Below are 24,959 nucleotides of genomic sequence, written 5' to 3'. Positions count from 1 at the left end.
CAGTACCTGTCGGCACAGCGACACGCAATAGGAGTGACGCACGGCGATGGTTTGCGGACGTAGTCATCGGGGCAACACAATGACCAGATGCCAACTCCCCAACCTACATTGCTCGATGGAGCCATTGCATCGCAGGATGCTTCGTCGGCGTGAACTGTCGCTAGCCCCGCTGTCAAGGCGATCGCAACCATCAGCATTCGCACGCTTACTGTAAGAATCCAGCCGCGTTTTATTCTCGATTCAGATTTCATTCTTACATATCCTCCATGTCGTCGGTAACTGGTTGTGGTAGGGGCTGTATCTCAGGGATCTCAGGGCTGGGCGGAACTGGCAGATCTTCGGGCAATCCAGATGAGGAGGCGCTAGCCATCGAGGGATTAAGCCGAATTTCCCACCCGCCACCCATTGCGCGGTAGAGATCGACGAGGCTTTGTGCAGCGTTACCGCGGGCGACCGCCAGTAACTCTTGTTGGTTGAGGAGCAACTGCTGAACGGTGAATAGGCGATTGAAGTCGATTTCGCCCTCCTGGTATTTGACCTGCGCCACACGCTCCGCCTCGCTCGCCTGGCGGGCACTCTCTTCCCGCACCTTGATCTGATCGGTGAAGTGCAGATAAGCGACGATGGCGTTTTCCGCTTCCTCATTGGCTTGGAGAACTGTTTGCTGGTAGCTGGCTACCAATTGCTGGAACCTTGCATCCTGAACGCGAATGTTGTTCAACAGTCGCCCATAGTTGAGCACGTTCCATCGCAAAGATGGCCCTACGGTCCCCCCGAAAGCGCCGCCATTGAAGACATCACTAAAACGTTCGGCCTCCCATGCCATCATGCCGTTGATTGACATGTGGGGATAAAGTTCAGATTGAGCGATTCCGATTTCCGCGCTCTGTGCAGCAACCAATCGTTCAGCACGTCGCACATCGGGACGTCGCCAGATCAATTCTGCGGGTACGCCAGCGGTGACGACATCGGAAGCGCTTGGAATCGAAGCCGGGCCATCGAGCATGTACGATAGGTCGTGAGGGGGCATGCCCATCAGTACTGCCAATCGGTTTTGAGCCTGTCGACGCTGAATCTCAAAGGCCTCAATAGCCGCCAAGGTATTGCCCAGATTCGCCTTCGCCTGCGGGGTGTCCAGTTCACTGTCGGCGGCTTTCGCGTCCAGGCGAGCCTGAGCTACGCGAACACTTTCATTTTGTAGAGTGGCATTCTCACGCGCAACTTCGAGACGTTGCTCCAGCGCTCGCAGTTCCACATAGGTCGTCGCCACCTCTCCGATGAGAACGACTATCGCGTCATCGAATTCTTCCACTGAGGCGTCTAGACGCGCGTCGGCACCCTCGATAGCGCGGCGATATCTGCCCCAAAAGTCCAGCTCCCAGCTGAGGCTACTTCCCACGCGCCAGTTGCTGAATTGCGGCGCAGCCAAATTCGCGAACGGTGAACCGGCAGGAATAGTTGGGAACAAAGCCGTTTGCTGGCTGCGCTGCGTGCGCGTGTAATCCGCGAATACCTCCTGAGTCTGCGGAAAGAGATTGCCTGCCACCACTCCGCGCCTGGCCTGGGATTCCGCCACACGAAAACCTGCTTCGCGCAGTGTGATATTCTGAGAGTAAGCCGTCTGGATAAGGCGGTCGAGCACCGGATCGTTGAAGACGGTCCACCAAGTGCGGTAGTCACCAGACTCGCTGGAAACACGCGAGCTCTGCGAGTCGATCCATTCATCGGCCACTGGCGCGGCGGGCCGCTTGTAATTGGGGCCCACCTTGAAGCCGTTGCGATAGTATTCGCGAACCCCTGTGCAGCCGCTCGCGCAGACGAGTGTCAGCAGGCATGCTGACGCGAGGGCGGCAAGTCGCCGTGAAGCTTCAGCCATCTTTTCGGTCCTCCGTGACCCATAAAACCTATTCGCTCGTCCAGAGCCCTATCGAACCGAAAAGGCCTACGCGAGACGACATAATTCGCGGACCAGCCAGTCCGCAAAATGCTCATCGGCGAAATCCTCGTGCTACTTGATACAAACCGTGCTGTCGGAGCGACCATTTCGCCGCTGTGATGGTTGCAACGGATATTCCGATTTCAAGGACATCCCGCGAGGGATTTAATGCGTCGGGCCATCCCTTATAACACGACGGACCAGTCAGTCTTGAAATTCTGCCGGTGCGATGCTACCCTGTGGACGGACCAGTCAGTCAGAGGATTCTAGTCAGCCAGGAGATTTCCGTGAGCACCATCAAAAACACCCGAGTACGACCCGTTGACGAAGAACTTTGGGAGCGACGCACTGATGAGATCCTTCACGTCGCCGCAACGCTCTTTGCAGAGCGAGGATTCGCTGGCACCGACACCCAAGAGCTGGCTGATCGCGTAAATATTGGAAAAGGAACTTTGTATCGGTATTTTCCCAGCAAGCGGGAGCTATTTCTGGCAGCAGCTGATCGCGCCATGGGCCGACTTCGCGAATACCTCGACGCCGCGATAGGCACTCGCGACGATCCTCTGGAGCAGATTGTCGCAGCGATTGAAGCGTTCCTTGGATTTTTCGACCAACATCCTGAATTCGCCGAGCTCCTGATCCAGGAACGCGCTCTGTTCCGCGATCGCAAGAAACCTACCTACATTGAGCACCGCGAGAAGAACCTCGAGCGTTGGCAGCAGTTGTACAGGTCGCTGATTGATGCGGGGCGCGTGCGCTCGATGCCCGTTCAACGCATCACATCGGTTATCAGCGACCTTGTATATGGAACTATGTTCACAAACCACGTCGCCGGCCGGCAGAGATCCTTGCGTGAACAGGCCGACGATATCGTGGAAATCGTTTTCTACGGCATCCTTTCTGATTCCGAACGAATTTATTGGGAGAGGAAGCGATGAGCCGATTCGCCAGGACAATTTCGCCAATCACTCGCCAAACTGAATACGTTCCGACAGACGCACCAACGCCCGTAGTCTGTAACTGTACCTTTGATGTTCGATGGATGGGGCTACTAGCAGGAGCCTTGTTCATTCTTGCCGGATGCCAGAGGGGCGAGAGCCCCCCGGGAACTTCGGCTGCAGCACCACCTCCACCAAAAGCACTCGTGAGCCACCCGGTAGAGCGCTCTTTAGCCGAGACACGCGAATATACAGGGCATCTTGAAGCTGTCGCGACGGTCTCCATCCGTGCGCGGGTGCGCGGCGTCTTGCAGAAGATCCACTTCCAAGAAGGAGCCGAAATTGAACAGGGAACATTGCTCTACGAACTTGATCCCAGCGAGTATCAGGCAGCAGCAGATGAAAAGGCGGCCGACATAACGGGCCTCGAGCAAGAGTTGAAGCTTGCTGAGTCTGAAGCGAAGCGATCTTCGGAACTATATGAACAGAAAGCGACTTCCAGAGAAACATGGGAATCGAAGCAGAACAAACTGGCGGTGACCAAGGCGGAACGGGAAAAAGCTCGTGCAGCACTCAAGCAAGCGGAATTCAATTTGAGTTACACCAAGATTTACGCACCGATTTCAGGCCGTGTGGGAAGGACGCTCGTGACAGTGGGAAACCTGGTCGGATACAACGAGCCAACCCTATTAACAACCATCGTGAAGATGGACCCCATTTACGTAGATTTCGAGATTCCCGAACGGGATCTCCTGCGTTTCCAGCAAACGGACGAGGCGCAATCTTCGAACTGGTCGCTGATGCGAGCGCCGCTGGGGATCGGATTGGAATCAGAAACGGGTTTTCCGCACGCTGGCATTATTAACTTCCGGGAAAACCGCGTCGAATCAGAAACCGGAACTGTTCTCGTTCGCGGGACGCTTCCTAATTCGGACAGGAAACTCGTCCCCGGCTTGTTCGCTCGCATTCAGGTTCCAGTCGGTCTGCCAAGGACGCGCCTGCTCGTTCCCGAAACCGCACTCGCCGCAGACCAGCGTGGCCGCTACGTACTCGTCGTCGATGCCAACAACACCGTGGAACAACGCCCCGTGCAGATCGAAATAAACATGGAGCACAGAGGATACCTGTCGATTCGCCAAGGATTGACCGCCACCGATCGGGTCATCGTGAGTGGCCTGCAAAAAGCACGTCCTGGCGCCAAGGTAGCACCGGAGTTAGTGCAGCCAGAAGAGGTTGTGAAAGTTGCGGCACCCACCAAAGCGTCACGGCGGGATGTTCAGTGACCCAAGTCCTCGCTTTGCGCCTTCGAACTTGGCTTACAGCGTTCCGCTTTGTGGATGCAATAGAATTCTAAGGTAAACCTATGCTGTCCAAATTCTTCATCGACCGCCCCGTTTTCGCGAATGTCATTGCCATCATTATGGTAATCCTTGGCGTCGTTGCGATGTTCAACCTGCCGGTGGAACAGTATCCCAAGATCACTCCACCGACCGTGCAGGTCACAACTGTGTATCCAGGGGCCAACGCCCGTGTCGTCGCGGAAACCGTCGCCGCACCTATCGAGCAGCAGGTCAACGGTGTTGAAGGTATGTTGTACATGTCGTCCAACTGCTCGGCAGACGGTTCTTACGCGCTAACTGTCACGTTTGACATCGGCGTCGACCTTGACACCGCCCAAGTACTGGTTCAAAACCGCGTCGCGATCGCCGAGCCACTTCTACCGGAGGAAGTACGCCGCCAGGGTATCTCTGTCAAGAAACAATCAACCGACATCATCCTAGTAATCTCGCTTGTTTCTCCAGACGAGACATTCGACAGCCTTTTCATGGCGAACTATTCGACCCTGCGTTTGCGCGATGAGCTGAGCCGTGTTTCAGGAGTAGGTGATGTGGTTGTTCGAGGGGGAACGGACTATAGCATGCGGGTCTGGCTCGATCCCGAGAGACTCAGCGCACGCAATTTAACTACTCAGGACGTGATCTCCGCTTTGCGCGACCAGAACGTCCAGGTGGCTGCTGGCCAGATTGGGCAGGCTCCCGCACCGGAAAATCAGTTGCTTCAGCTCCCCGTGACAGCGATCGGCCGGCTCAGCGATGCTGAACAATTTGAAGAGATTGTCGTCAAGAAGCAGCAAGGACGAGTTACATACCTCCGCGACATCGCCCGCGTCGAACTGGGAAGCCAATCGTACGATTCCTTTAGTGTCCGATCCGGCACCCCGGCCGTGAGTATTCTTATTTACCAGTTACCCGGCGCGAATGCTCTGGAAGTAGCGGAGAATGTTCGCGAGTCCATCGAGCGACTCAAGCAGGATTTTCCAGTTGGTTTGGACTACAACATTCCCTTCGATACTACCAAGTTTGTCGAGGCGGGCGTCGAGGGAGTGTACCATACCTTGATCGAAGCTGGCGTCCTCGTCCTACTGGTAATCCTCGTCTTTTTGCACGACTGGCGTGCAGTGCTGGTACCCGCCACAACCGTTCCGGTGACGATCGTCGGCGCGTTCGCTGTTATGCCGCTTTTGGGCTTCACGATCAACTTCCTAACCTTGTTCGGCTTGGTGCTGGCGATTGGGATCGTCGTCGATGACGCCATTGTCATCGTGGAGAACGCGGCGCACCATGTCGAGCGAGGGCTCAAGCCGCGCGACGCTGCTATCAAGGCGATGGAAGAAATGACGGGGCCGGTCATTAGCATCACGCTAGTTCTTACGGCCGTATTTCTTCCTGCTGCCTTTCTCGGCGGCATTACCGGGCAACTCTACCGACAGTTCGCACTAACAATTGCTGCGACTGCCATCCTCAGCGCGATTAACGCCTTGACGCTGAAGCCGGTGCAGTGTGCGACCTATCTGCGTCCGTTGCCAGAAAAACGCAATCTTTTCGTTCGGGCATTCAATCGAGTCTATGGCTGGGTGGAGCGCCTCTATGTGTTTTTTCTTGGCCAGTTCCTGCGGGTGGCCTTCTTAGGGATGCTACTGTTTTTCGGGCTGATAGCTGGCACCGGCTGGTGGTATTTCTCTCTGCCAACCGGATTCCTACCGACAGAGGACCAGGGATATGTTTTAGTGAGCGTTCAACTGCCCGACGGTGCATCGCAGGAACGGACCAGGGCGGTAGTGGACAAGCTGGACAAAGTGTTTGCGAATGAGCCGGCGATTGACAATTGGCTCGTTCTCGGCGGGCTTTCGATTCTGGATGGTACGACCGCCCCTAATGCCGCGACGGCCTTCGCCGTTTTCAAGGACTGGGGCGAACGTCATGACTCGAAACTCAAGCAAGAGGCGATTGTCGCCAGGCTGCGACAGGAGATGGGACAACTTCACGAGGCCGTGGTTTTCCCGATCGTCCCACCTGCAATCCGAGGGCTGGGGAGTTCAGGCGGTTTTCAGATCCAGATCGAAGACCGCGCCGGCGTGGGCCGAGAAGAATTGTTCCAACGACTTCAAGAGATTATCCAGACCGCACAAAGTCGGCCCGAGCTCGGACCCATGCAGACGACGTTTCGTGCGGGTGTCCCACAATTGTTCGCTGATGTGGATCGGGTAAAAGCACAAAAGCTGGACTTGGACCTCGATGACGTATTCAGCACCCTGCAGGCAAATCTCGGATCGTTTTATGCCAACGATTTTAACAAGTTTGGTCGCACCTATCAGGTCCGTCTTCAAGCTGAGCCGCAATTCCGCAATTCGGCTGACGACATATATCGCCTGCGCGTGCGTAACGCCAACGGGCAAATGATTCCGATTGGATCAGTGCTTACCATCGACGAAGCCTTTGGGCCACAAGTGATTAACAGGTACAATCTTTATCCGACCGCTTCGATTATCGGATCGTCGGCTCCGGGACGAAGTTCCGGCGAAGCGCTTCAGGCGATGGAGAAGGTTGCCCGTGATGTGCTTCCAAACACGATGGGATTCGACTGGACGGGAATGGCCTATCAGGAAAAACTGGTAGGCGGGCAAGCGTTCGCAGTGTTCGCCCTTGCCGTGTTGCTCGTTTACCTCGTCCTCGCCGCCCAATACGAGAGCTGGATTCTCCCCTTTGCCGTGATTCTCGTTGTTCCGATTGGAATGCTTGGTATCGTGGCCGCAGTTTCGTTTCGTGGGATGGACAACAATGTGTACACCCAGATAGGAACGGTCTTGATTATTGCGCTAGCCAGCAAGAATGCGATTCTCATCGTCGAGTTCGCACGAGAATTGCGAATGCACGGTCGAAGTATTCGGGAAGCGGCAATCGAGGCCTCTCGTCTGCGTTTCCGTCCGATCTTGATGACCTCATTCGCATTTATTCTCGGTGTGATGCCGCTGGTCAGAGCCCAAGGAGCCGGCGCCGCCAGCCAGCAGTCCTTGGGAACGGCGGTGGTCGGCGGAATGCTAACTTCTACGATTTTGGCCGTTTTCTTCGTACCTCTCTTCTACGTTGTCATGCAGCATTTGAGTGAATGGCGAAAACCGACTGAAAGTCATGCTGAATCCGATTTCCGAAAAACAGATGAACTTCTGCCATCAGCCGCGCCCAATCCAGACAGGCACACGCCCTAACCTAACCGTAATTAATAGCTTTTGCGCTGCGGCAGCGTGCTGACTTGCACGCTCCCAGACATTAAAAACTCTAACATCGCGATCATCCTGGGGGGATTCCTGAACATAATGAACTGCGCCACCTGATCAGCGGGTTTTGTGGGTGTAATGGATGTGTTAATGATAAAATAGGAATTGCTTCCGCCGCGCGGAAGGTTTAGACTCGCCGGCATGTGAAATCCCATCAATGGTGGGTTTTTGATAACTGCGGAGGTTCGAAGGCGTTTCACCCACAACATAACCGAACGGGTCTCGAACTTCGTAAATCCTTGCGTTGCAAGGCTTTACGAATTTCGAGCGCAGAGAGTATTGTTACGAAGAGGGTTGCGCACGGGGAGCTTTCGTCAAAGTTCTAACTTTGGCGACCAAAAGACTTAACGCCCGGCGTCGAGAGATCGATCGCCGGGCGTTTTTCGTTTCTACCCACTTATTCGCGGGTTTCCTACGCTTTTCGCGGTTCGCCGGCCCAAACCGCCGCGCTCTCTGTTTGCAAAGAGATTTCCGACTCTCGAACGCAACCTTCAAGGTTGCACCCGCCGGTGCGAAAAATCGGACTCGAACTCTCTGACTCTCTCTTTTCGGGGGCCTCCAGAGTTAACAAAGAGTTCTCGTTCGAAGTCCGGGCGAGAACGGTTTCGAACCTTTGTTGCGTGATTCGCAGTCTATGACTCTAATGCCCCTCTGGCGACCATCGAAAGCTAGTTCTCATTGTGCTTGGCAGATGGCGGAAGCATTCAGGCGATACAATAATTGGAAGGTTTATGGGCAAATGGTCAGTGCAAGCACTAGAAACGCAGTTCGGTAGACACAGATGTTAATGACGGATGATCTAGCACAACGAATTGCGAAGGATTTCCAAGGCGAAAAACTAGACGGTTTCACCATCGAGGGGCTACATGCTAAGGGCGGTACAAGCGTAGTTCTGATTGGTACAAATGGCGGCAATCAAGCTGCGATCAAAATCTACGCGCAAGAGCTGTTTCAGAAATCGAATGCCGAGAAGGAGCGGATTGATCGGCAGGTCGAAAAAAGTCACTTGGTTCACCCAAATCTTGTAAGGACTTACTGTGCTGGTGTGCACCGAGGCTATCACTATTTGACGATGGAGTTCGTTGCAGCACCAACCCTAGAAGAGGTTGTTCAAGATTTGCCACGCGAGAAAATTCGTGCAGTTATTCAGCAGATCGCTAAGGCTGCACTCTTCATGCATGCGGACATGCAACAGGTTCATCGAGACATCAAGCCCGCCAATGTTGCCGTCCGAATGGAAGATTTTCACGTTACGCTCCTGGATCTAGGTCTGGTTCGACCTGTAACTGGCGCGACAATTACGGATCAACTTTCTGTTCACATCAGAGGCACCAAAGAATACGCTCCTCCCGAACTGTTGGACAACATGGTGCAATTAGATGAACAAGGCTGGCTTGCTGTAACTTTTTACCAACTAGGCGCAACGCTGTATGAGATGCTGACTTGGAAGGCACCATTTGCGGAACTTCAGGGCGATGCATTGCTAAGAGCGATTCGTGAAGTCCCACCAAGCATTGACTCTGCCGATGCGCCGACAGATCTCGTTAAGCTTTCTCTGGATTGCATGCACAAGGACCCAATTAAACGACTTTCTCTTGTCAGCTGGGAGCGATTCCTAAACACTCCGTCTATTGGCGATCAACTGTCGCAACTAGAAGAGCTTTTAGGAACTTTGCACAGAACAGAAGCCAGAACATTGAACTTCCCAGAAGGAGCCGAGTCTAAACATCGTCTCAAACGGACATTCACAGAGATTGCACATGAAGTCGAGCTAGCGATCCGGTCCTTCATGTCGGGAAAAGAGCTAGTGTTTCCAAACTATACAATCGCAAGACGTGAAGACTTAGAATCGGAGACAAGGTCGATTTTGGTGGTCGAAATTGAGTATGGAGCCCCTCGGCTTCCTAGCTCTGTGTGTTCCGTAATCTCGACAGAAATCACTGACGCTAGTTCACGGTCTTGTACTTGCTCTATGTCTACCTCACTCGGTCAACTTCCACCTCATATTGACGAGCAGGCATTTAGAACATTCTACGAGGGCGTTTTCGTTCTTGAGCAATTCTCGATTTCTGTTCGTGAAGAATTAGCGAGGGACTTAATGCAAATATTAAGGCAAGCCAATGAACAATGAATGGTGGCTCAATTTGACGAAGCTAGATGCCGAGCAAGGAGGAATTCTCAACTTACCGCTTGACCAAGATCATTTGATACTTGGACCTCCCGGTAGTGGGAAGACAAATCTACTGCTGTTGCGAGCCAACTACGTCTCAAAAGTCACGCCCAACATTCTCGTCGTAGTGCTTGGAAGAACGCTGCGTGAGTTTCTTGCTCGCGGGTCCGATCAATACAATTTTGACGTCGATAAGCTAAAGACAAGTTCGAGATGCTTTTACGATCTTCTTAGAGAGTATGGGCACGCAGCCCCGGACGTCGATGTCCCTTTCGATCAAGTTAGGCGAGAACTCGTTGAGAGAGCACGCGCACTACGAGCAAGCCTGGATTATCCACCTTATGATGCGATATTCCTGGATGAGGCACAAGACTTTCTACCCGAAGAAATCGATGTGTTTCGGAGCTTATCGAACCGTATCTTTGCAGTTGCGGATTCAAGGCAACAGCTTTACACGGGCGGTTCAGGCGTTTCAAGTTTGCAATCGGCATGTGCAGTCCATCGACTTCGTTACCACTATCGAAACGGAGTTCAGATTTGCCGAATAGCAGATTCAATTGGCAAAGGAATGGCTTCCTACGAAAGGACGCTTCCCACCTGCAGATATCCCGAGGATAGCTTACCAAGTTTTTTCGAATGGAAAGAATTAGATTTCGATGGGCAAGTTGCAGCCATAGTGAAACAGCTTCAAATTCAAACTAAAGCATTTCCGGGTGAAATGCTCGCAGTAATTTGCCCTCGAAACTCCGATGTCGATCGCATGGGCGACGCGTTGTCGAAGACGGCGCTTGCAGGGATGGTTGTTAAACAATCGTCGGCTGACGGTTACTCGACGTTTGACATGAATATTCCAATTTGTCTAACCACGATGCATGGTTGTAAAGGACTTGAATTTCGAGCGGTACACGGTGCGATGATGGATTCTCTAAAGCGATTTCCCCTGCAGCGCAACCTAATTTTCACCCTTGCAACTCGTGCCAAGACGTCATTGGCGATCTATGGCGATCCCATACCACCATTCGTGAAGAGTGCCATTCTGTCAGTCTCGCCACCAGAAACTCTGCCCTCAATCAATCTGGCTTTTGGGGGTGACGAATAATGATCATAGTTAGTGGCGAGCGCAACGTATTGCTGAGACTGTTTTCGCGGCAACTCTCTCCGGCTGCTCACGGGCGAGTTATCGATTCAGCCAAAGAAATACCACACGAAGAAGTCGTCGCAATTTATCATGATGTGGATAACTCGCAATCTTTTCCTGATACTTTAATAATTGAAACTCCCAATATCCAAGAGTTTTTTGCCTGGTCGAGTACTTACTTGCCTCAGTGGTCACCACTTTCATCAAACATTCGCATCCTCTCGCGAGATCAAATCGACAGGCTAGAAAGAACTCGCCAAACGGCAATTCCACAACGCTTCTTGCGAGGACTCTTTTGCCTTACGGTCGGTGAACTATTTTACGAATGGCGCATGGCCAAAGGACAAGCTTCGCCTAACTTGTTATCTCTCAGGAGCACGTTTGGCTACGCTGCAACCAATGCACTCCTTCTGGGTGAGTATTGCCTCAATAACCTACTTGCTAGATGGTCAAGAACTCAGCATCTTCTTCAGTTAAACCCGCGCCGAATGAACTCAAATACGCTGAAGAATATCTGGTCGCCATTTTTTTTGATGGCAGAATCAGCTTCTTTAGAGAAGGCTATGTCAGTGGAGGCGATTGCGGCTGCAATTTCTGAGGGCTCGCAAGGCAAACTGTTTGATGACAGGGCGTTTGGTGTTTTAGTAAATCCAAGAGGCCGTCGTGAGGATTTCGTTGTTGAGCTCGAGAGGTTTATCCGCACAACAAGATTCGACAATCCAGTTGATTGCTTCTGGGCCGCTACCGTAGCTTCGAAAATGTCATCTGCACCTCTTACGCACTTTGATGTCCTCGGTGACATGACGAACTCAGAGCCTCGTATTTTGCTTTGGTATGCCTTTCTTAGCGGCATGCTTGCCAATGAGCCAGCCTCCAAAGTAATTGAGCGACTTCTATTTCAGTTGGAGGGTGACCTGCGGTCTCAGCTTAGACTAAAGCCGGACATTACTCTTGATGAACTAGAAGTCATTATGAAGCCAGACTCTCAAATTCCAGAGTGGGTGGGGATTGGCGCTCGCTTTGTTAATGTTGAAATTGAACCGGGAGTTTGCTCTTCTTTTCGATTACGTGCACCCACCACAGAGCATAGCGGCCTGCCCATAGCAACCATAGACGATAAGCGTCTATTCGAACAATTGCTTACTCAACTCCGTGATGTCTTTGAAAGAAAGGCAGCGACTCCCACGACCTCCTCTACCAATGACATCAACCCTCGAACGTCAAAGACAAGCCGAAAGAAGAAAAATTGAAGGCGACAGTAGTAGTCATTGCGAACAAATGGTGGGAGGTTACGCCTTTGATGGCTGTCTTGCAGCACTGCAGGAGCATAAAGCCTGAATTCTCTGCTTGTCCCTTTGTTTTTAAGGTTCTAGATTATACGCCACCGCATGCGGCTACTAAGGAGAAGCCCCGATTGCGGCTTCAGTTCGACAGCACCAGAATCGATGTGTGGTGTATAGAGGATTTGATTCCTGAAGGTAGGGACACTTCGTATACCGCAGAAAAGCTTACTGCAATTCAACTTCTGAAAGAGCGACATATAGATCCCGGAAGTATAGTAATTGCTTTTGGTACGGCAGCGAGTCCTAACGCAGACTTTGCGGGAAGTGTTGTCGTTGGCTGCAAGGTCTTTGTCACGGACGCAAAAGAGTACGACAAAGGTTCTCCCACAGCGTCGATTTCCGATAAGCTGAATAGCATAATCGGCTCGTCGTCGGGTGAGATTTTGATAGGTTCAATTAATCAAGAACGCATCAACGATGCGGAGCTGAGGTTTTTAAGTGCGAGAAACGGTGCGGCGGTAGTTCCGAAGCTCTTTGCGAGTCCCACAAGCGTTTCCGTTGGAGTAGTGAATGTTTCGAATAACAAAGAATACAAGAAATGGGATAGTGCTGCATTAGAGCGATTCGCGGTTGTGGCGAGCGGATCATATACCTTATCCATGGATACGACACTCGGGCTCGTGAGACTTAGCCTCAACAATCCATTTTTATTCATTGCGGGGATTGCCAATCGAGTAGGATTTTTTAACGAAGAGGTTGGTAATCGCAAATATTCTCAGAATTTCGCCGCAGTTCACAACGCTGCAATTTGTCTCGCATGGCTCCTGCCGGGTTTCTGCGATAACACGAACGATTGAAAAATTGTCTATCAACGATCACCCACGTAATTCCACTTTTCGGGATCGTTTCGATCGATTTCGAAGTCATCCCATTTGAAGCGATTGGCGTCTGAGATCTTCGCAAGCATACCTACGACCTTCTCCCAATCGGGGCTTGAGTCCGCATTGTCCCAAATCAAGAGGTTCGAGTTTAAGGTAACTGCCAAGATACGCAGCAGAACACTCGTATTAGCGCCGTTATCAAGAGGGATTGGCCGCTCAGCAAGATGCTGAATCGAAATCTTAGTCGCGCCTGTTCGGTGTATTCGATGAGGGACGAAACGCTCAAACTGTGGATGTACATCCACTGCTTGATCACCAGGCAGCGAGCGAAGCTGATGCGGTACACTGCTGGCCGTTCCTTCAAAAAAGACCTTCGCTAGTTGCTCGAAGGCCCAGATGAATGCAGTCACATGACAATGCAATGACAAAACAAATGGAATATATCCTGGTTGGCAATCTCGACTGTCCCTTTCAATTGAAAGTACGTAAACGAAATCATCGTACGGTGTTGTAACACAAGCGTGGCCGAATGCATATGAAACAAGCTGGTTAAACTGATCGCTAAACTTCTCAAATACCTCTTTGTCAATTCCTTTCTTGTCGTTTTGAGTCGGAAGTCGAATAGGGGCTGCGTAAGTCGCAATCTTACTTAGCTGCAAAGACTGCCAATTGAGCTTTTCAGTTCGCTCGGGTGGCAACGCGAGTTCATCTCGCGCTCGCCTCTCTGCTTCTTCTTTCAGCCTCAATAGTTCTTGGACAGGAAATCGAACTTCGTCATCGTCTATCAGTTTTGCACATCCCGTGCACAACCAAATGCCATTCTCGATCGATCTGCGCTGCTCTTTCGTTTGGCTAGCATCGAAGCGGGGGCCGCCAGGCGACGCAGCACAAATGTGTGCCGCAACTCCAATCATCACTCTGCCGTCGGCTTCCGTCGCGGGGCCAGCGGTTGGTGACTTACAACGTGAACACCGCATGCATACCCGAGCTGCAAGCGTATCTTTCGTATCCTTGCTGAAATCATCCCGTCGATTTGGCATAAGTGGACATTGCCCCGATTCTTTCCCGTTCCAATAGTCCCTTGAAAGCTAATGCACTTTCTAAGATTTCTTCCGCACCCTAATCCGTCATTTCGAACCCGCACCGGGTATTCCTACAGATAGACGCGGCTGTTGTGGCTGCGAGTGTCTGTCTTCGAGCCGCCAATTATAGCGGTGTTGAGCATGGAGGTGCGAGTTGCTCTCGTCTGTTCCCCCTTCTTCACTGTCCGCGCCGGCTCGGCGATCGGAAATCGCTGCGATTCTTGCGGCCGGCATCGTTCGGATGAAATCGCGTATGGCGATCCTGGATTCAGAAATCGACGACGATCCAGCGGAATTGCCAACAGCTTGCCTTGAGGTTTCTTCGGAAAGCGTGCTCTCTGTGACCAACGTGGTTAACGACCAGTGAGTCCGTATTTCCGGGAGAAATCAGTGCAAATCGACATCGACAAAGAGGTCGCTCTGCTCCAACGCATGACAGTGGGGCAGCTGCGAGAGAAATTCGAAGAGACGTGGGGCGAGCCGACCAACACTCGCAACAAGCAGTGGCTTGTCAAACGCATCGCTTGGAAGATGCAGGCCAACATCGAAGGTGACATTTCACAGCGGGCCAGGCGTCGCGCCGCTGAACTTGCTCGCGGTACCGACATCCGGACGACTGCCCCCAAAGCCATCAAGCCAGCCCCGAAGGCGACGGGCGACACCGTGACGGGTTTCGTCCAGCCAGAAGAGAACAATCGTCTCCCGCCGCCGAGATCAGAGATCGAGCGAGTCTACAAAGGCGAGAAAATCGTGGTGCTCGTTCTGGATAACGGCTTCGAATACGAGGGAGCCATCTACAAGACGCTCAGCGCTGTGGCCAAGAAGATCACGGGCCAGCACTGCAACGGATACCACTTCTTCAAGCTCAACAAAAAAGGCGGTGACAAATGAACAAGGCCAACATCAATCGCCAGTTGAACTGTGCGATCTACACCCGCAAGTCCACAGACGAAGGGCTCGACAAGGAGTTTAATTCGCTTGACGCTCAACGCGAATGCGCCGAAGCGTACATCAAAAGCCAAACACAGGAAGGCTGGCACTGCCTTCCCGATCGCTATGACGACGGTGGATTTACCGGTGGCAACATGGATCGTCCGGCGCTCAAGCAATTGCTGGCAGACATCGAAGCAGGCAAGGTGAACTGCGTGGTCGTCTACAAGGTCGACCGTCTGAGCCGCTCGCTGATGGACTTCGCTCGCATGCTCGAAGTCTTCGAACGCAACCAGGTCGCGTTCGTCAGCGTGACGCAGCAATTCAACACAACCAACTCCATGGGCCGGTTGATGCTCAACGTGCTGTTGTCATTTGCTCAGTTCGAACGCGAGCTGATCTCTGAACGCACCCGCGACAAAATCGCTGCCGCGCGACGCAAAGGCAAATGGTCTGGTGGCATGCCGCTGCTGGGCTACGACATCGAGCCTCAAGGTGGCAAGCTTCGAATCAATGAGGTCGAGGCCAATAGAGTCAGGGCGATCTACGACCTGTACTTGGAACGTGAATCGATCATGGCGACCATCGCTGAGCTCGACAACCGTGGCTGGAACAATAAGTCATGGAAAACGAAAAAGGGAACTCTTCGGGGCGGCTCGCCGTTTACCAAGGCGACGCTGTTCCGGCTCCTCACCAATGTCACCTACATCGGCAAGCTGGTCTACAAAGACGAAGTGAACGAAGGAGAACACGACGCGATCATCTCAACGGACGTCTGGCAGAAGGTTCAATCGCTTCTGAGTCGCAACGGCCGAACTGGCGGCGTTGAGGCGAGAAACAAATTCGGTGCGATGCTCAAAGGAATCCTTCGATGTGCATGCTGCGACTGTTCGATGACGCCGACGCACACGACCAAGAACGGATCGAAACGCTACCGTTACTATGTTTGCATGAAGGCCCAGAAGCGTGGCTGGAAGAACTGCAAGTCGAAGTCCGTGCCGGTTGCCGAGATCGAGAAGTTTGTCGTTGACAAGATACGCCACGTTGGCCACGACGCGGCGCTCGTCGACGAGGTGGTGGAGCAAACCAAGATCCAATCCGAGCGCGAACTGGGGGCACTTGTGGCCGAACGGGACGAGCTTGTGAAAGAACTGGAGTACTGGAACGAAGCCATCCGCGTTGCCGCTCCCAAGATTAAGCCAGGCTCGCCCGACGCAACCTCTCTGGAGCAATTGGCTGACTGGCACGAGAGTCTTCGGCGCGCCGAACATCGGCATGCGATCGTTACCGCGAAGCTGACGGCGATGCAGGCCCAGACGCTAACCCGCGAAGATGTGGTCAACGCATTGACCAGCTTCGAACCAATCTGGGAATCGCTTACAGTCCGAGAGCAATCAAGGATCGTACAGTTGATCGTCAAGCAGATCGATTACGACGGAGCGACCGGTCGCGTGACCATCACCTTCCATCCTGATGGCATCAAGACGATCGCCATGGAGAACCGTCCTGAACTCGTGGAGACGCATCATGAATAAGCCAGTAAGCGTCGACTTTCAGTTCTCAATAAAGCAACGCGGCCGTGGAGCCAAGAAGCGAATCGTCGAAGGGGCAGCCCCATCGGACGAGTCCAAGTCAGCGCTCGAACGCATCCCTCGCATCTCGCGATACATGGCACTCGCGATCCACTTCGAGGACCTCATTCGGCAACACGTCGTCACCGACTACGCCGACCTCGCCCGCCTCGGGCACGTGACCAGAGCACGCGTGACGCAGATCATGAACTTGCGGCTACTCGCGCCAGAGATCCAGGAGCAGCTACTTGATAATTCAGAGCCTAGCCGCAGAATTCAGGAGGCCGTACAGCTTAAGACCGCTCAATTAATCACTGGACAATTCAGTTGGATTCAACAACGAGAGCTGTGGCATGACTTGATTCTATCGCATTCGCTCAATAGCAAAGTTTCCAGAATCAGGACGTGATGAGTAGTCGACGTATGGGCCGTCATAGCCACACAATTTCAAGATGAATTTGTTTACGAGAACCCGCAACGTATCGAACACTCGATTACCTTCATCTCGAACAGCCAATGATGTTGCACCTTGATCGCTGCCATGTAACGCCGCATTGCGCTGTTTTATTGCGGAAACTTCGTTTGAGTTGAGTAACAAGCCAACCTCCTGAAATGGTAGTTGCAGTTTCGCAGAGTTCGGTGCTCCAGTTAGATTTGACAGCCTTGCTTCCAGCACACCACTCAATTCAAACAATGCTGCCTCGTCAATTCCTGTCAAGTCGGATGATTCTAAATGAGTACGTAGCCTAGAGACGAGCGTTTGGCTCACTAATTCCTGGACTGCAGTAAGCAACTCACGTCGGATGCCCTTCAACAATGGTCTGTTGGACCATATCTGACTCGTGTTGCAATCCAACTCGGGGCGAATCTGCATCCTCGATTTCGTCCAGATGCTTGCCAGCCTTTCGATACTAAGAGACGCTAGAGCAAGTCGGTCATCGAGGACGCCGTGTAACGCTGTCCAGATCGGATGTAAAATTCCCACAAAGTCAACTAACTCCGAATTCTTCTTGAACTCTTCGTACAGCTTTGGCAGGCGTTCTAGAACTTCGTGTCCGAATTCAAATCGCTCGACACCAAACATGGGAAGCGGCGCATGCAACGGCTCGTTTTCTTCGTTATTGGATTGCCGGCATCGCACCGGCCCAAAGTATGTTCGGGTGATTAAATCGTCATTTAAAAACGTGTCCGCAAACGGAAACGCGACCATATCACCATTCAAAAAACTGATAAACGATCGCTCTTCATGTCCAACCCAATCTGTTTCAGAAGCTACTGGCGAGCGCCCGTATGAGACCCAAGATGCGGGTCTCGTGGTAACGAGACCGTTCGCGCCATAGAGCTCGATCTTTGGTGAATTGGATAACAGAATGCGAGACCGCCCTGTGGAAATCGAGCTACCATCCAGATCGTGGAAATCAACTGACTCCGATTGGTGAAAGCAGTTTCCAACATGCCCTATAAAGAACATCCTATATGCGAACGAATCTGTGCCATTGCGAAAAGCAAGTTTTCGTTTTGTCGGAATATCAACAGCAACCGATGCGCAAGAACCCGAAAAGCCGCTACTGCAAGTCAAGCGACCGTTGTGATTGGTTTGAGTCGATACCGGTTTGCCCAGGAATCCGTAGATCCGAACTTCTGTTCCGTCAATCGTAAGTGCAGTCCAGTCCGGTAGGGAAAGATCTACTGTGACGAATCGACCGACGCCGCAAGGCATTTCTTCGGTCGGTCGATAATATGCAGATTGTTCGACGCGAAAGAGATCATGGAAAGTGAATTCTAACTCGACTCCTTCCGTGGCAGTCCATTTCAACCAACCTTCTGTTTTTGGGTACAGTGGACAGTCTCGAAACCGAATACTGTTCAAAGTTACGTGATGTGAGCCGTCCTGATTCTGATCAAGCATAAAGTTGATCCCTGCTCCGCGCTGCGATACGACTACCTGACGTGCGTACGTGATGACCGACTGTAGGTCTCTGCTTTCTCGGCAATTCGTTCCAGTTCTTCTGCATTCAGGGATGCCAGCGCACGAAACACTCCAGGCTGCTCAATGATCCGGTCAGCAATACGCTTGGGGACATGGTGGGCGAGTAGCAATAGCTCCTCTTCGTCCGCCTCCAGGACGTCCGCAAGGCGGTGAATCAGCGACTCGGACGCCGTGCCCTCGAAGTCGAGTTTGTCGTTCTCGACTTTGCTCAGATACGAAAACCCGACGCCGACCAACGGAGCCAGTTGGCGGAGGGAATAGCCTTTTGCTTTGCGGAGTTCACGAATTCGGTCGCCGAACTTGTTCATCTTCATTCCCTGCTTGTTCCAGTGAGGCTAGCATTGTACGATTGTAGCAGCTTGCAGGCAACACTGCCGGTGGTGGAAGAGGTTGTCGAGCGAATCAAGAATGGATCGATCAGCGACTATGTGTTTGATGTGGAAACTGCGAGGATGAAGCGACGGCGATAGGCTGAAATTGACGTGTCCCCAGCGGCAGCTTAAGAGAGCACTCGTTCAACCGGTCTGCTCGAAATGGATTTCTGTTGGTCGAGACTGAGGTAACGAAATTGTTGCGGTGGATGAAATGTCTGCCAAGCTTCTCGCAACTCAACGAGAGTAATTGGCTTTTCAAAGACCTTTACCTGCGAGAAGTGGATGCCGACGGCTAACGTATGGTTACGAAAGTAATCATCAAATTCTGCACGGGTTACTGCTGCAAGCTTTCGTACATTCTTCCACAATTGCTCTGGCTCAGCTGCCTCAATGCGTTCGATAATGGCAGTTGCAACAACGGCGCATGTTGGCATTGATGCATAGATCGCTAGTTGGGAACCTACCTCGGCTCGCGGTACTCGCTTCCTCAACTCCACCAACTTTTGCCCATCCAAAATTGCTTGGACATACCGCGGATGTATCGATAAAAACAGCATTTTCTTAATCCAGTCGTGAGGCTTGCAGATAAATCGTTTCGAATGCCGCTTGGCTTATCTCCAATGCTGAGATGAATTGCTGGCGTTTCATCCCATCTTCTATCAAAATTGCGTTTAGCTCGTCCAGCGAAATTGTCCGTGGGAACAGCTCGGTATTCGTGAATTCCATGGCGAAAGCGAGTGTATCGGGGTTCCCAAAGTGATCCATGAGGTGCCGCCATTCGAAAACTCCAAGTCGCTGATACTCTCGATACAGATCTTTGACGGTACCCGTGACACCTTTGGTCATCACCGAGCATGCTCGAATGCAACCGCCTCCGCGCTGTTTGCTGCCACTCACGTACCAAAGGATGCGCGCGTTATCGCCTTTCGGACTATTCTTGGGTCTCTTGTAATACACGGAATCAGGGTTGATTACCAAGCGAGTGTCCATCGAAAGTAGCGGACGACTCCAGATGCGAAAGTCGAATAATTCCTGCGCCCATTCGGGTTGAATTGGAACAACGTAGGTTGGCAGCTTACCGAATGCTAATTTTCCAGGATGGATCAAGGCCTCAAGCCGCTGCGTACTAGTTTGACAACCGCCTGCAGCTGCGTCCGCGAGGCCAAGGATGCCTGCAAACAACACCGCAGGTAGGCCATTTGCGTCAGTGATTTCATTTATCACTTCCAGAAACGACTTATGATCCCACACTCCCGGTAGCATCGCTCTGATGTATTGTTGATCGGCAATTTGGAACCCACGACGCAAGCATGCCGCAAGAAGTGACGGCTCCACGTGCGGATCTTCAATTTTCAGGATTGTACCTTTGGGAGAGTTTGCTGTTCCAAGTGGCAAATACGCGAGCAATTCAGAGATGACATTACCAAGTCTTGTGCCTGCGAGCCTGCGAGTTACGCGAAAGATGCGAAGACTCTTCTCGCTAGCACTCTTGATTTCAGTCAGAATCATAGCCAAAGACTGTTGATTTGCATCGCGAATGTGAGCGACCTCAAAACGATCCGGAAGGCTGAGTGCTCCGTCGATCATCGCCGCAAGTACGCGCCGACTTTCTCCCTGTTTTTCTTTCGCAAACTCCGCGAGATCGAGTTCATTGATCGATTTTACTCGATGTCGCTCGATGCCTGTGTTTCGCATTTCGCGATATTGATAGATACCTACTCGAACAACTGAGTCAAGTTCCGAAATGATCTCTGAGGGCCGCTGCACCCGAAGGCCAAGGCTACCTAGAATGTCAGGGGCCTTCTTTAGAAGTTCCTCGTCGTAGGTTGCAAACGCGGCAGCATTTCGTGATGCGGCAATCGCTAGATGCCGTTGGTCTGAAATCTCGCTTGGGTCTTTTGGGTCGCCAAATATTTCACGTAGTGCATCTCGGTGTCGCTCAGCTGCGTCAATATCGGAGGAGATGACATTCCACGACGTGCGGATTGATGAAATCATCTCACTTCTCATCGGCTCGTCTTGTCGATCCAAATCATTGAAGACTTCTTCTGTAACCGCAATCGATATTTGATCCGCCAACCAATCGGCAAGCAACCCTGAGGCGCTTTCATGTCTTGGCCGGCTTGGGTATCGAATGTCAATGCAGACGTTTGCGTCGCACACGATCAATGGCTGCTCTGGAAGGCTGGGGGAAAGCTCGAACAACGGCGTATCGTTTAGTGTTAAGGTGTAGCCTATGAGCTCGCTTCCATCGAGTTTCTTACCAGGCATCCGTTTACCTACCACGAACCCTAGACTATGCCAGACTTGTGCTGCCACATAGTCAGCCCTGCAATTGAGACGAATGCGAGCATTTTCCGAATAGTCTGACCGCAACTGGTTTATCAGTAGTCGGCTAATTCCTTTTCCTCTGGATTCGCTGGACACAGCCAAGTGGGCAATCCTGATTTCGCTCTTTTGATTTACGGAGAACAGAACGTATCCCACAATACCTCCACCACTCTTGGCTACAAGTATTTGGCGTTTCGCCAAGCGCTCTTTAAATGCACCCTCCGGAAGAAATCCCAGCTCGCGTTTATTCTGTCGATAAATCGATGTGATTCCTTCGAGTTCTTTCTGCGATGATGCGTACGAGATGGTTGTGTCGTCGATAACTCGGCCTCGCGTTGCAGAGTGGCTAGCATTGGGGGGAATTCGAAGGCCTCATTGTAGGCGAGTTGGCTCTGGCTTTGCATTGGCTGGGTAATTAATCGTTGCACTCTCCCTGCCGGGTTACAGGTTCACCCGTCAAGACGTTGAATTCCAGGCCGTTTTTTTTGGACTGCCTAGGCTCTATCTGTAGGAATACCCCGTGGTACGCGGAAATGACGGCCCAGAGCCGCATCTTTCCCGAGTCGCTGTCAGCGGAAGCAAAGTTCAAATATATTTCCCGATTCGTAGGAGCTGTCACCTAACGTGTCACAGCCATCGGGATGATAGCATTCGCGATTGGCAGTGGCTTGGCCTGGATGGAATCACTCAGGACAACGGTCATGGACTGGCGGATGGGATGCCTACGCTAGGAATTTGCACGGTGGAAGCCGTAGGCCAGCCCCTGCCAATCGCACTTTTTGTGCGTCAGTCGTTTGGATCGCTTGACGTTTTAATCAATGAAGGATTCGTATGGCTATCGACACCTGGGTCGGCCACCAGACTGACGAACAACGTCGTCGCTATAGGCACCTGTTCCAAGATTCACAGAAGAAGGCTCTAGACTCAGTGTTCGCCTAGTGCCTTATCATAGGCCAAGTACTCGGCAAGGAAAGTGACTTCTTGGGTGCTAAAGTAGATGGCCAAGTAAAAGCCCGGTGTGGCTTTCGGTCTGAACTTCTGGCAGACACTAATTTCCTGAATACCAGAGAATTAAGAGCGGCCACGCAAGGTCGCTTCAATTGGTTTGTCGATAGCTAAAAATTGGTCTACAATGGAGATCAGGGCTGAAATGATAGGAGACCACTATGAGTAACCAGATTCCAGTTGAAAGCATGTCGGTTGCTGAGAAGCTCGAAGCAATGGAGCAGCTCTGGGGATCTCTTCGCGAATTTCCTGACAAGATACCTTCGCCTGACTGGCACCGAGAAGTTCTGGAAGAACGGCAGCGCCGTCTTGAAAGCGGCCAGGCGACCGTCTCCAGCTTGGAAGATGTCAGGAAGCGGCTCGAAAATTTGGGCTCATGAATGTTTACCTCTCGTCGGATGCCGAGCAGGATTTGGTCGATGGCTACTGGTTCTACGAGTACCAGGAACTGGGGGCGGGTGCCCACTTCAAGTCATGTCTCTTGAACGACGCGGAACGACTGCGGACGACCGGGGGATCACATCCAATTGTTTCGAATTTTCACCGGGCACTAAGCCAAGTTTTCCCGTTCAGCATCTATTACCGCATGGACGATGAACAATCACTGACCGTTGTGGCAATTTTGGACCAACGGCAAAACCCGTCCAAATTGAGGCGGTTGCTCAAGAATCGAAATTGACAATCTTGGACACTTGGTTTTGTCATTTGTTCGCGGCATATTGGGTGCTAACCAGCGCTGCTAGGCATCGTGAAAACCGGCGGGTATCTGCCCCAATCTTGTTGAAGCAATTGCGTCAAGCGGCATTCTTTTCCAGCCAGAGTTTCAGGGCTTCGTTCTGAATCTGCTGAAAGGAAAATGAGCTTTCTCCCCTCGCCTCTTGTTCTCGAATCCATGCTTCCATCTGAGCGATCAACTTGGGCTGAAACCGCACTGTCTTCTGAACTGTGGCCTTGGCCAGTAGTCGCTGCATCTCATCGGGAGTCTGGAAAGTTTGAGATCGAGCTGCGACTCGTCGCTCGGGTTGACGACTCGGCTTTTTGATTTGGCCTGACGTTTCCTGTGATTCAGTATTCGGCAGATCTGATTCAATCTCTGATTCCGCTGATCGGATTTCCGGATCTGTTTTCATCTGAACCACTTTTTCAGATCGAGATTCAACAACTGTGGGAGTAATTCCCTTTGCGATAAACTCTTCAATTTGAGGCGACAGCGCTAAGGCGTCAGCCGCTGAACGTCTTTCTTTAACCATTTGCAACCTTCCTTAAGTTTTTTACCTTCACAATTTCGCGAAACAATTTGTTGATGTCCTCTTTGGCTTTGATAATCGAAGCAGAATCAGAATCCATTCGCGTGACAACAGTCCCCTTCTGATCAGCTTCAGGAAATGCTTGCAAGTCGCGAATGACTGTCTTTGCAACTTTCAATCCCAACTTTGGAGCCAGCAATTCGATCTCGCGAAAAATCCGCGTGCGAGTTTTCGCTTTGTTTAGAACGAGCCAAGCCTCCCTGGGATTGCCTCCGGTTATGTTTCGTGCAAATTCCAGCACTTCCACAGATGATTGAGTAGATCGTAGACATTTGATGGTTGGCTCCATTGGGAAAATCGCCACATCAGCCATCACCATCAACGCTCGTGCCTCGTCTTCTAGCTTTGCAGGTGCGTCCGCAACAATGTCGTCATACTCTTTGGCGAGTTGCCGAATTGTCTTTGGTATCTGATTGGCATCGAACAAAGTGCCAACCTTGATCGTTGGTTCGGCTTCGGCCACCGCTCTGGCAGTATGCATCTGCTTGTCTGTGTCCAGAACGGCAACCCTTCTCCCCAGATCGTGCAAATAGATCGCTAGCGAGGTCGCTAACGTCGATTTGCCGACTCCACCCTTCTCATTGGCTAATAAGTACATCATGAGAAATGGAATCGCACGGATTCCTGAATCAGGCAAGATGCATTCTTGCCTGAGTGCCTGATTCAGTCACGACTGACTGCAAGACTGCCTGAATCATGACTGATTCAGGCGTGATTCATTCCTGAATCAGTCAGGCAAGCATGAATCATGCAGGCATGACTGAATCGCCAACTATTTGAAATCCAACCGGAATTCGGCCCCAACAGTGGTTTCCGAAAGACAGAAATTGGGACGGAGCGGCCCGTCAGCGAAATTTCTTGGCCAACCCTAGGGGCAAGGAAGGGTTGTCGCTCCAAAAGCCTCTGGAGGCGAATAAACGAACCAGCCAATTTCACCAAAGGACCGATTGTCGGCTCGAAAAAGAGTGCTGATCTTGAACCAAGCGGCTGTGCTGAGTGCTTGCCACTCGATTTACACCCATGCTGGACTGTTGGGACACCTTGCCAGCTCCATTGCAGCAAAACACCGGTAGCCGGTGGTTGACTGAATTGTTTTTCTACTTGCCAGACCCGGACAAAGCAGGGTAGGCTCTGGCTTCAAGTCAATTAAAGTATCTGGGCTTCTCTCTATGAAAATGCACCAATATGGGATGTTTGCACGTGTTTTGAGACAAGCCGTCTTGCAATCCAAACAAGTCTTGCAAGTGTCCCCAGACAAGCTTGCACGTGCTTCGAGACAAGCTTGCACGTGCTCCCAAACAAATTTGCACGTGTTATCAGCCAAGGATCGCCAGTATTTGCTAGAAAATCCAACGACTTACAGCCCCCTAACTCTTAGGACTATAGAAATTAAGAAAGTTCTCTCGAA

20 protein-coding genes are annotated in these 24,959 nt (G+C 51.8%); 12 read left to right on the top strand and 8 right to left on the bottom strand.

All coding sequences use genetic code 11. The features are described 5' to 3' along the window. Positions 1-253: 253 nt before the first annotated feature. Positions 254-1,876, bottom strand: a complete 1,623-nt coding sequence (locus KF752_10535; GenBank protein MBX3421977.1) for an efflux transporter outer membrane subunit — start codon at positions 1,874-1,876, stop codon at positions 254-256. A gap of 347 nt (positions 1,877-2,223) precedes the next feature. On the opposite strand from KF752_10535, the gene KF752_10530 reads away from it, so the two are divergent. The 7 genes from KF752_10530 (at position 2,224) to KF752_10500 (ending at position 12,937) form a co-directional block, all read left to right on the top strand. Further along, positions 2,224-2,874: a TetR/AcrR family transcriptional regulator gene (locus tag KF752_10530; protein MBX3421976.1), complete on the top strand. Its 651-nt coding sequence runs from the start codon at positions 2,224-2,226 to the stop codon at positions 2,872-2,874. Positions 2,875-3,080: 206 nt separating this feature from the next. Continuing rightward, positions 3,081-4,157, top strand: a complete 1,077-nt coding sequence (locus tag KF752_10525; protein ID MBX3421975.1) for an efflux RND transporter periplasmic adaptor subunit — start codon at positions 3,081-3,083, stop codon at positions 4,155-4,157. Positions 4,158-4,240: 83 nt separating this feature from the next. Beyond that, positions 4,241-7,420: a multidrug efflux RND transporter permease subunit gene (locus KF752_10520; GenBank protein MBX3421974.1), complete on the top strand. Its 3,180-nt coding sequence runs from the start codon at positions 4,241-4,243 to the stop codon at positions 7,418-7,420. Between the two features lie 850 nt (positions 7,421-8,270). Continuing rightward, on the top strand, positions 8,271-9,620 hold the full coding sequence (locus KF752_10515) for a protein kinase (protein MBX3421973.1): 1,350 nt from the start codon (positions 8,271-8,273) through the stop codon (positions 9,618-9,620). Beyond that, positions 9,610-10,758 (top strand): ATP-binding domain-containing protein, encoded by a 1,149-nt coding sequence (locus KF752_10510; GenBank protein ID MBX3421972.1) that lies wholly within the window; start codon positions 9,610-9,612, stop codon positions 10,756-10,758. The genes KF752_10515 and KF752_10510 overlap by 11 nt, the downstream gene beginning before the upstream one ends. Further along, positions 10,758-12,047 carry a hypothetical protein gene (locus KF752_10505; GenBank protein MBX3421971.1) on the top strand — a complete coding sequence of 430 codons (1,290 nt, stop codon included), beginning with the start codon at positions 10,758-10,760 and terminating at the stop codon, positions 12,045-12,047. The genes KF752_10510 and KF752_10505 overlap by 1 nt, the downstream gene beginning before the upstream one ends. Next, on the top strand, positions 12,044-12,937 hold the full coding sequence (locus KF752_10500) for a hypothetical protein (GenBank protein ID MBX3421970.1): 894 nt from the start codon (positions 12,044-12,046) through the stop codon (positions 12,935-12,937). The genes KF752_10505 and KF752_10500 overlap by 4 nt, the downstream gene beginning before the upstream one ends. 11 nt (positions 12,938-12,948) lie before the next feature. Here KF752_10500 and KF752_10495 read toward each other — a convergent pair whose 3' ends face one another. After that, positions 12,949-13,878, bottom strand: coding sequence for a hypothetical protein (locus tag KF752_10495; GenBank protein MBX3421969.1), 930 nt, complete (start codon positions 13,876-13,878; stop codon positions 12,949-12,951). A gap of 555 nt (positions 13,879-14,433) precedes the next feature. Here KF752_10495 and KF752_10490 point away from each other — a divergent pair. The 3 genes from KF752_10490 to KF752_10480 are packed head-to-tail and all read left to right on the top strand — an operon-like array spanning position 14,434 to position 16,953. Beyond that, positions 14,434-14,934 carry a DUF2924 domain-containing protein gene (locus KF752_10490; protein MBX3421968.1) on the top strand — a complete coding sequence of 167 codons (501 nt, stop codon included), beginning with the start codon at positions 14,434-14,436 and terminating at the stop codon, positions 14,932-14,934. Further along, positions 14,931-16,508, top strand: coding sequence for a recombinase family protein (locus KF752_10485; protein ID MBX3421967.1), 1,578 nt, complete (start codon positions 14,931-14,933; stop codon positions 16,506-16,508). The genes KF752_10490 and KF752_10485 overlap by 4 nt, the downstream gene beginning before the upstream one ends. Further along, the gene (locus KF752_10480) at positions 16,501-16,953 is read left to right on the top strand and encodes a hypothetical protein (GenBank protein MBX3421966.1); all 453 of its coding nucleotides are present in this window, start codon (positions 16,501-16,503) and stop codon (positions 16,951-16,953) included. Before KF752_10485 ends, KF752_10480 begins: the two co-directional genes overlap by 8 nt. On the opposite strand, the gene KF752_10475 is transcribed toward KF752_10480, so the two are convergent. The 4 genes from KF752_10475 to KF752_10460 form a co-directional block, all read right to left on the bottom strand. Beyond that, positions 16,909-18,453 (bottom strand): hypothetical protein, encoded by a 1,545-nt coding sequence (locus tag KF752_10475; GenBank protein MBX3421965.1) that lies wholly within the window; start codon positions 18,451-18,453, stop codon positions 16,909-16,911. The two genes, KF752_10480 and KF752_10475, sit on opposite strands and share 45 nt — an antisense overlap. A gap of 32 nt (positions 18,454-18,485) precedes the next feature. Then, on the bottom strand, positions 18,486-18,842 hold the full coding sequence (locus tag KF752_10470; protein MBX3421964.1) for a helix-turn-helix transcriptional regulator: 357 nt from the start codon (positions 18,840-18,842) through the stop codon (positions 18,486-18,488). A 191-nt stretch (positions 18,843-19,033) separates the two neighbouring features. After that, complete coding sequence (locus KF752_10465) at positions 19,034-19,465, bottom strand: ASCH domain-containing protein (protein ID MBX3421963.1); 432 nt, start codon at positions 19,463-19,465, stop codon at positions 19,034-19,036. A gap of 4 nt (positions 19,466-19,469) precedes the next feature. Then, positions 19,470-21,440 (bottom strand): GNAT family N-acetyltransferase, encoded by a 1,971-nt coding sequence (locus KF752_10460; GenBank protein MBX3421962.1) that lies wholly within the window; start codon positions 21,438-21,440, stop codon positions 19,470-19,472. Positions 21,441-22,405: 965 nt separating this feature from the next. Between KF752_10460 and KF752_10455 the strand changes: the two genes are divergently transcribed. Both KF752_10455 and KF752_10450 read left to right on the top strand, forming a co-directional pair. Further along, positions 22,406-22,624 carry an addiction module protein gene (locus tag KF752_10455; protein ID MBX3421961.1) on the top strand — a complete coding sequence of 73 codons (219 nt, stop codon included), beginning with the start codon at positions 22,406-22,408 and terminating at the stop codon, positions 22,622-22,624. Beyond that, positions 22,621-22,923 carry a type II toxin-antitoxin system RelE/ParE family toxin gene (locus KF752_10450; GenBank protein ID MBX3421960.1) on the top strand — a complete coding sequence of 101 codons (303 nt, stop codon included), beginning with the start codon at positions 22,621-22,623 and terminating at the stop codon, positions 22,921-22,923. The genes KF752_10455 and KF752_10450 overlap by 4 nt, the downstream gene beginning before the upstream one ends. A 115-nt stretch (positions 22,924-23,038) precedes the next feature. Here KF752_10450 and KF752_10445 read toward each other — a convergent pair whose 3' ends face one another. Together KF752_10445 and KF752_10440 are read right to left on the bottom strand one after the other, a co-directional pair. Next, complete coding sequence (locus KF752_10445; GenBank protein ID MBX3421959.1) at positions 23,039-23,494, bottom strand: hypothetical protein; 456 nt, start codon at positions 23,492-23,494, stop codon at positions 23,039-23,041. Beyond that, positions 23,487-24,152, bottom strand: coding sequence for a ParA family protein (locus tag KF752_10440; GenBank protein MBX3421958.1), 666 nt, complete (start codon positions 24,150-24,152; stop codon positions 23,487-23,489). The genes KF752_10445 and KF752_10440 overlap by 8 nt, the downstream gene beginning before the upstream one ends. Positions 24,153-24,959: the final 807 nt, after the last annotated feature.

It is taken from the genome of Pirellulaceae bacterium (genome assembly GCA_019636385.1).
Classification (GTDB): domain Bacteria; phylum Planctomycetota; class Planctomycetia; order Pirellulales; family Pirellulaceae; genus Aureliella.
The sequence above is the reverse complement of the archived record's forward strand: the minus strand, read 5'-3'. Positions and strand labels throughout refer to the sequence as shown.